The organism is Mycobacterium sp. (assembly GCF_049278535.1).
Lineage (GTDB): Bacteria > Actinomycetota > Actinomycetes > Mycobacteriales > Mycobacteriaceae > Mycobacterium.
This window is the reverse complement of record NZ_JBAPMI010000382.1, coordinates 1-8675: the sequence shown is the minus strand read 5'-3', so window position 1 is coordinate 8675 and position 8675 is coordinate 1. Positions and strand designations below refer to the sequence as shown.

Sequence of the window (8675 nt, the reverse complement as noted above, 5' to 3'; positions counted from 1 at the left end):
CTCGCCGCGGGTGCCCGGCCCGAACAGGATCGCCTCATCGCCTTCGGCGACGTCGACGTGGCCGGGGCCCAGGTCGACGAGGAACTGGTCCATACAGATGCGGCCGACACCGGGGCGACGGCGGCCGTTGATCAGCACCTCGAGCCGTCCACCCAGCGACCGGAAGACACCGTCGGCGTAGCCGATCGGCATCAGGGCCACGGTGGTGTCCTGCTGTGCGATCCAGGTGTGCCCGTAGGACACGCCTTCACCGGCGTGAATTGATTTCACCAGCGCTACAGAGCATTTCACCGTCATTGCCGGCATCAGACCCATGTCACCCAGTGTCGGCACCGGGCTCAGCCCGTACAGCGCGATGCCGGGACGGACCATGTCGAAGGCCAGCTCGGGTCGCGACATGGTGGCCGAGGAGTTCGACAGATGCGCGACGTCGAACGGCACCTTCTTTTCACGGGCCAACGCCACGATGTCGGAAAACCGTTGCGCCTGAAGGTTATTGATCGGGTTATTGGGTTGGTCGGCGTACACCATGTGCGACATGATGCCTCGCAGCCGAATGGAATCCTCGGCGATGGCGGGAGCCAATGCGTCCAGCATCGACGGGTATTGCGCCAGCGGGACACCGTTGCGGTTGAGGCCGGTGTCGACCTTGAGCGTCACGGCAGCGGGGTGGCCGGTGCGACGGACCGCGCCAAGCAGCTCGTCGAGTTGCCGTGCCGAGGACACCGCGATCTGCACGTCGGCCTGCAGCGCCGGACCGAAGTCGATGCGGGGCGGATGCAACCAGGCCAGCACGGGCGCGGTGATGCCCGCGACACGCAACGCGAGAGCCTCGTCGATGGTGGCGACGCCCAGTTCGGCAGCACCCGCGGCCAGCGCGGCCTTGGCCACCTCGACGGCGCCGTGGCCGTAGCCGTCGGCCTTGACCACGGCCATCACCTGCGCGCTGCCGGCATGCTCGCGCAGCACCCGCACGTTGTGCTGGATGGCGCCCAGATCCACCACGGACTCGGCGAGGACGCCAGGCGTCAGAGAGATAGGCGTTGCGGACACGGCCGCCATTCTCCCAGAATCGTCGCCCGGGGCCGTATTCCGACAGGTCAGTGCGCGAAGTGCTCGGCCTGGTAGTGCCCGCCGGGCTTGAGTTTGTCCAGACTGGCCAGGGCGCTGCGGGCGTCGTCGTGCAGCGCGCGGGCCAGGTCGGCCGACAAGCCTTCCCGCACCACGATGCGCAGCACCGAGATATCGGTGGCGTTGTCGGGCATGGTGTAGGCCGGCACCTGCCAGCCGTATCCGCGCAGCTCGTGCGAGAGGTCGAATTCGGTGTACCCGCAGTCCCTGGCGAGCCGGAAGCTGACCACCGGGATCGCCGAGCCGTCCGAGATCAGCTCGCAGTGGTCGCCCACGCGCAGCTGCTCACCCAGCCAGCGCGCCGTCTGCGACAGCGTCTGCATCACCTGGGTATAACCCTCGCGGCCCAGCCGCAGGAAGTTGTAGTACTGGCCCACCACCTGGTTGCCGGCGCGGGAGAAGTTCAGCGTGAAGGTCGGCATGTCACCGCCGAGATAATTGACGTGAAAGACCAGATCCTCGGGCAGGTGCTCTTTGCTGCGCCACACCACGAAACCCACGCCCGGGTAGGTCAGCCCGTACTTGTGCCCGCTGACGTTGATCGAGACGACCCGCGGCAGCCGGAAGTCCCACTTCAGCGCGGGGTGCAGGAACGGCACCACGAACCCGCCGCTGGCCGCGTCGACGTGCACAGGGACGTCCACGCCGCCGCCCGCGGCCAGTTTGTCCAGTGCCGCGCAGATCTCGGCGATCGGCTCGAGCTCGCCGGTGTAGGTGGTGCCCAGGATCCCGACCACCCCGATGGTGTCCTCGTCGACGGCGTCGATCACCTGCTCGGGCGTGATGACGTAGCGGCCTTTCTCCATCGGCAGGTAGCGCGGCTCGACGTCGAAATACCGACAGAATTTCTCCCAGACCACCTGGACGTTGGAGCCCATCACCAGGTTCGGGGTGCGCTTCTCCCAGCCTTTGCCGATCTTGGCCCGCCAGCGCCATTTCAACGCCAGGCCACCCAGCATGACCGCCTCGCTGGAGCCGATGGTGGAGACCCCGCAGGCGCTCGAAGGGTCGTCGTCACGCAGGTGATCGGCGTGGAACAGATCGGCCACCATGCATACGCAGCGCTGCTCGATCGCTGCCGTCAGCGGATATTCGTCCTTGTCGATCATGTTCTTGTCGAACGTCTCGGCCATCAGCCGGTCCGCCTGGGGATCCATCCAGGTGGTGACGAACGTCGCCAGGTTCAGCCGCGAGCTGCCGTCGAGCATCAGCTCGTCGTGGATGAAGCGGTAGGCGGCCTCGGGATCCATCGACTCCTCGGGCAGCCGCAAGGCCGGCACCGGAGTGGTGAACATGCGGCCGGTGTAGGCGGGCGCGATCGCGTGTGCGGGGACGGACGGGCGACTGGCGGTCACGACGGATCCTTTCGGTTGGTGGCTAGAGGGTGGCTAATGCGCTTCGGATGTGACCGACGATGCGTGACGCCGACGTCGGCGCGTAGCCCGGCCCCGGGTCGGCGGCCGACAGCTCCGCGGCGCGGGCGTGAACGAACGCCGCGGCCGCGGCTGCTTCGGCGGGAGGCAATCCCGCGGCGAGCAGAGCGCCGATCATCCCGGACAACAGATCGCCGGACCCTGCGGTCGCCGCCCAGGACTGCCCGGCCGGGTTGAGGTACACCGGCCCACCGGGATCGGCGACGACGGTGACGTTGCCCTTCAGCAGCACGGTGGCCCCCATCGCGTCGGCGAGCTTGCGGGTGGCGCCGATGCGGTCGTCGCCGGGTGGCGCACCGGCCAGGCGCGCGAACTCGCCGGCGTGCGGGGTCAGCACGGTCGGTGCGCGACGGGAGGCGAGCATGTCGGGGTGGGCCGCCAGGATGGTCAGCGCGTCCGCATCGATCAGCACCGGCAGGTCGGTCTCCAGCGCGAACCACAATGCGGCAGCACCGGTTTCGTCGGTGCCCAGCCCCGGCCCGACCACCCAGCACTGCACCCGGCCCGCGGCGGACGGGCTGGGCGACGCGATCACCTCGGGCCAGTGCGCGAGCACGTCGCTGTCTGCGCTGCCGGTGTAGCGAACCATCCCGGAGGTGGCCGCCACGGCGGCGCCGGTGCACAACACCGCCGCGCCGGGGTAGGTCGACGAGCCGGCCATCACGCCGGTGACGCCTTGGGTGTATTTGTCGTCATGCGGCCCCGGCACCGGCCACCGCGCGGCGACGTCGGCCGCGTCGAAACTGAAGATGTCGGTATCGGGCAGATTCAGGCCGATGTCGATCAGCGTCACCCGTCCGCAGTCGGCCAGCGCGTGCACGGGCTTGAGACCGCCGAACGTCACGGTCAGCGCGGCGTGGACGGCCGGGCCGGCGATCGCGCCGGTAGCGCCGTCGATGCCGCTGGGGATGTCGACGGCGACGACCGGGATCGCCGAGGCATCGACCGCGTCGAAGACTTCGGCAGCGTTCGGCCGCAGCGGTCCCGAGCCGGAAATACCAACCACGCCGTCGATGACGAGATCCGTTCCGGCTGCCACTCTTTCGACGATCCGGCCGCCGGCTCGCCGGAGTGCCGCCAGCCCCTTCTCGTGGGTCCGTTCGGGTTTGAGCAGTATCGCGTCGGCGGCCGCGCCGCGACGCCGCAGAAAGGTTGCCGCCCAGAGTGCGTCACCGCCGTTGTCGCCCGAGCCGACGACCGCGCACACCCGTCGTCCGACCACCCCACCGGTGCGGGCAGTCAACTCGGTGATGATCGCGGTGGCCAAACCGTAGGCGGCGCGCGCCATCAGTGCGCCGTCGGGCAGGCTGGCCAACAGCGGCGCTTCGGCCTGGCGGATCGCGTCAGCCGAGTAGTAGTGCCGCACCGTGCCCAGATTACGTGCCCCAGAACGCGAGCGACGACGAAGCCAAGAATTGCGCCGAAATCAGCCACCTGAGCGCGACCCGGGAATAGCCGGGCGCTGTCGAGTCATCGGATAGCACAACAGGCCGATGAGGACTGCCGAAAAGTGGCCGATCGCAGTGAAACTGAACTGCATGACCAGCAGGACGGCAAAGATGGTGATCAACACCGCAAGGTAGCCCCATCGCCAGGGCCGGGTAATGCGATACGCCAATACCGCGATCAGGCCGACCAGAAAGTAGCTGACCCCGATATCGGTGGCATGGATCAGACGCTCTGGCGCGTGGTGATGCTGGATCGCTAGGTACAGCCAGCCCTCGCTGATATAGGTCGCACCGATGTGCGCAGTCAATCCGACCGCGAGCCAACGTATTTGACCGAGCCAATGCTCCGCGGGCGCCAGGAACAGAGTGAACAGCAACAGATACGGTGTCCAGGATCGGCCGTCGATCCACAGCAGACTTTCGAACAGCACGTGCAGCGGATCGGTGGCCAACTCATGAATATTGGTGGATGCATGGACCAGAAGGCGATGCAAGTGTCGCCCGGCCTGAAGCTGACGGATCGTGGTGCCCAGCAGCACGGCCAGCCACAGGTAGGTCAACGGCGCGGTTCGCACGAACCGACACGCCCCGGCCAGCCACCCCCGTAGTCGCGTGCCCCACGAAACGTCATCCACGCCGTTTACCTTGGCACGGCACAGCCCCGCTCCACGAGATGGACCCCTTGATCCGGTACCACGCTCCGCGTATCGTTGAAATCCAATTACGAAACCCTGCGTATCGTAATCCCGGCTTGCGTCGCAGGTGCTCAGCGATGATGCGAAAGGATTTCCTTGGTGCGCAGCCGCTACGCGGGCCAACCGTTCACCACCTCCACCTCCGATATCGCCGCCGCGCTCGAGCAGGTCAGCATCCCGACGCTGTTGCTCTCGCTGGTGCACATCACCGGCGACGCCCGTTTCGTCCGCGACTTCAAACCGGCCGGGATCTTCCTCAACGAGGTCCAGGGCTTCATGTCCGACGAAGACAAAGCCCGAGCGCGCGCCGAGGCGCTGCCGGTGATCTCCGACTATCGCGACCGCGGGTGCCCAGAGCTTGCGCCGCTGCCGCCCGAGCTGGTCAGGGAAATGATGGACTGGGCGGTCTGCGAAAGCGTGCCCGACGACTACCAGGCGCTGCTCGCCGAAGAAATGGACCTCGACGGCGTCGATCCCCGCAGACCGGTTTCGCTGGACTCCGACCACGCGGCGCAAGTCCCGGTGATCGTGATCGGCTGCGGCGAATCGGGAATTCTCGCCGGTATTCGCCTGCGGCAGGCCAACATTCCCTTCACCATCGTGGAAAAGAACGCCGGCCCGGGTGGAACCTGGTGGGAGAACAGCTATCCGGGCGCACGCGTCGACGTCGCCAACCACTTCTACTGCTACAGCTTTGAGCCAAGCAACGACTGGTCACATTTCTTCGCCGAACAACCGGAGCTGCAGAGCTACTTCACCCACGTGATGAACAAGCATCATCTCAACGACCACGTGCGCTGGCAGAGCGAGGTCGTTACCGTCGAGTGGGACGACGAGGACGGCATATGGACGATCACCATGCGCGAGGGCGACGAGGGTCTGACCACGATGCAGGCGCGTGCCGTCATCACCGCGGTCGGCCAGCTCAACCGTCCGCACATACCAGAGTTCAAAGGCGCCAAGAAGTTTCGTGGCCCGTCCTTTCATTCGGCGGCATGGGACCAGTCGGTCGATCTGACCGGTAAGCGCGTGGCGCTGATCGGCGCGGGCGCCAGCGGGTTTCAGATTGCGCCGGCCATCGCCGACGACGTCGAGCAGCTCACCGTGTTCCAGCGCACCGCACAGTGGATGTTCCCCAACCCGATGTACCACGAAGAAGTCGGCGACGGTGTGCGCTGGGCGATGGACCATCTGCCGTTCTACGCGCGCTGGTACCGATTCCTGGTGCTCTGGCCGGGGTCAGACAAGGGGCTGGATGCCGCGCGGGTCGACCCGGCTTACGCCGACCAGGACCACGCAGTCAGTGAGATCAATGCTGTTGCCCGGCTGATGTTTACCGACTGGATCACCGCTCAGGTCGACGGTGACGAGGAGCTGCTGGCCAAGGTGCTACCGGACTATCCGGCCACCGGCAAGCGAACGCTGCAGGACGACGGTACCTGGCTACGCACGCTGCGTCGCGACAACGTCGACCTGATCCGCACGCCGATCCGGGAGATCACCGCCGACGGCGTCGTCACCGAGGACGGCGAAAGCCACGACGTCGATATCATTATCTACGCCACAGGGTTTCGGCATACCGACGTGCTGTGGCCGATGACCATCACCGGCCGCGACGGCGTCGACCTGCACAGCGTCTGGGGTAGCAGGCCGTTCGCCTATCTGGGGATCACCGTTCCGCAATTCCCGAACTTCTTCGTGATCTATGGACCCGGCGCGCATCTGGCCCACGGCGGCAGCCTGATCTTCAACTCCGAACTGCAGATGCGCTACATCAACAGGTGTCTGGCGAAACTTGCTGAGCCGTCGGTGCATTCGATCGAACCGACTGCCGACGCAGCGGCGGACTGGCACCAGCGCACCCAGAACGAAATCAAGCAGATGGTGTGGTCGCACCCCGCGATCAAGCACTCCTACTTCAAGAACGCCGACGGCGAGATCCACACCGTCAGCCCGTGGCGGCTCAACGAATACTGGTCAGCGACACGCGAACCCGACTGGTCCGCCTTTGTGACCCGGAGCAGGTCTACTCGACGGTGACCGACTTGGCAAGGTTGCGCGGCTTGTCCACGTCGTAGCCGCGGGCCTGCGCCACCGACGCAGCAAACACCTGCAGCGGAATGGTCGACAGCAGCGGCTGTAAAAGCGTTGATACCGCGGGGATTTCGAACAAATGGTCGGCGTACGGGCGAACCGTGTCGTCGCCCTCCTCGGCGATCACGATGGTGATCGCCCCACGCGTCTGAATCTCGCGGATGTTGGACAACAGCTTGCCGTGCAGCATCGCCGAACTCTTCGGTGAGGGCATCACGACGATCACCGGCAGGTCGTCTTCGATCAGCGCGATGGGCCCGTGTTTGAGCTCACCGGCGGCGAAGCCCTCGGCGTGCATGTAGGCCAATTCCTTGAGCTTCAGCGCGCCTTCCAGTGCGACCGGGTAGCCCACATGGCGACCCAGGAACAGGATCGTCGACGCCTGGGCGAACCGTTGGGCCAGTTCAGCAATCGGCGCGATCTCGGCGATCACGCGGGCAACCAGGTCGGGCATCGCTTCCAGGTCGCGGTACTCGCGCTCGACCTCGTCCGGGTACTTGGTCCCGCGAGCCTGCGCCAGCGCCAGTCCGACCAGGTAGTTGGCGGCGACCTGCGCCAAAAACGTCTTGGTCGACGCCACGCCGATCTCCGGCCCGGCGCGGGTGTAGAGCACCGCGTCACACTCCCGCGGAATCTGCGAGCCGTTGGTGTTGCAGATCGCCAGCACCTTGGCCTTCTGCTCCTTGGCGTGCCGCACGGCTTCCAGGGTGTCGGCCGTCTCCCCCGACTGCGAGATCGCGACCACCAGCGTGCTGCGGTCCAGCACCGGGTCGCGGTAACGGAACTCACTGGCCAGCTCGACCTCAACCGGCAGCCGGGTCCAGTGCTCGATCGCATATTTCGCCAACAGCCCCGAGTGGTACGCGGTGCCACAGGCGACCACGAAAACCTTGTCGATCTCGCGTAGTTCCTGATCGGAGAGACGCTGCTCGTCCAGCACGATGCGGCCGTCGACGAAATGGCCGAGCAGAGTGTCGGCCACCGCGGTGGGCTGCTCGGCGATCTCCTTGAGCATGAAGTACTCGTAGCCACCCTTTTCGGCGGCGTCCACGTCCCAGTCGATGTGGAACTGGCGGGCGTTGGCGGTCTCGTCGTTACCGTAAAAGTCGGTGACGCGGTAGCTGTCGGCGGTGATCGCGACGGCCTGGTCCTGGCCGAGCTCGACCGCCTCGCGGGTGTGTCCGATGAAGGCGGCAACGTCGGAGCCGACGAACATCTCGCCGTCACCGATGCCGACGACGAGTGGAGTCGACCGGCGCGCCGCGACGATGGTGCCGGGTTCGTCGGCGTTGGCGAACACCAACGTGAAGTGGCCCTCGAGACGGCGCAGCACGGCGAGCACCGAAGCGGTGAAATCGCCTGCGGTTTCGCCGCGGTGGTATTCGTGGGCAACCAGGTGGACGGCGACCTCGGTGTCGGTGTCGCTGGCAAACTCAACGCCGGCCGCCTCGAGCTCGTGGCGCAGGGTCGCGTAGTTCTCGATGATCCCGTTGTGGACGATGGCGATCTTGCCCGCCGCGTCGCGGTGCGGATGGGCGTTACGGTCGGTCGGACGTCCGTGGGTAGCCCAGCGGGTGTGCCCGAGTCCCGTGGTGCCGACCAGGGCTGCGGGGTCGGTCTCGGCGAGCGCGCTCTCCAGGTTGGCCAACCGGCCGGCTCGCCGACGGACCGTGAGTTTGCCCTCGCCGTCGACCAGCGCCACACCTGCCGAGTCGTAGCCGCGGTACTCCATCCGGCGCAGCGCGTCGACAACGACGTCAAGGGCAGGCTGGTGCCCGACGTAGCCGACGATTCCGCACATAGCCCACCAGGGTAGTGCAGTCTGGCGGCACCGAGCCCCTTCTAACGCAGTGCAGCCGCCCCGATCGGGACGG

General features: G+C 66.5%; 6 protein-coding genes. 1 reads left to right on the top strand and 5 read right to left on the bottom strand.

Annotation, left to right across the window (positions count from 1 at the left end; genetic code table 11):
- From alr to WAO18_RS24775, 4 genes are all read right to left on the bottom strand, one after another.
- On the bottom strand, positions 1-1053 hold a 1053-nt coding region (alr, locus tag WAO18_RS24790), incomplete at its 3' end, for an alanine racemase (protein WP_422208871.1).
- 47 nt (positions 1054-1100) lie between these two features.
- Complete coding sequence (locus WAO18_RS24785; protein WP_422208870.1) at positions 1101-2486, bottom strand: glutamate decarboxylase; 1386 nt, start codon at positions 2484-2486, stop codon at positions 1101-1103.
- A 22-nt stretch (positions 2487-2508) separates the two neighbouring features.
- Positions 2509-3930, bottom strand: a complete 1422-nt coding sequence (locus WAO18_RS24780) for an NAD(P)H-hydrate dehydratase (protein WP_422208869.1) — start codon at positions 3928-3930, stop codon at positions 2509-2511.
- Positions 3931-3990: 60 nt separating this feature from the next.
- Positions 3991-4647, bottom strand: a complete 657-nt coding sequence (locus tag WAO18_RS24775; RefSeq protein WP_422208868.1) for a rhomboid-like protein — start codon at positions 4645-4647, stop codon at positions 3991-3993.
- A 159-nt stretch (positions 4648-4806) separates the two neighbouring features.
- Between WAO18_RS24775 and WAO18_RS24770 the strand changes: the two genes are divergently transcribed.
- A complete protein-coding gene (locus tag WAO18_RS24770) occupies positions 4807-6747 on the top strand; it encodes a flavin-containing monooxygenase (RefSeq protein WP_422208867.1) in 1941 nt (646 codons plus the stop codon).
- Here WAO18_RS24770 and glmS read toward each other — a convergent pair.
- Positions 6734-8602 (bottom strand): glutamine--fructose-6-phosphate transaminase (isomerizing), encoded by a 1869-nt coding sequence (gene glmS, locus WAO18_RS24765; protein ID WP_422208866.1) that lies wholly within the window; start codon positions 8600-8602, stop codon positions 6734-6736. The two genes, WAO18_RS24770 and glmS, sit on opposite strands and share 14 nt — an antisense overlap.
- Between the last annotated feature and the right edge of the window lie 73 nt (positions 8603-8675).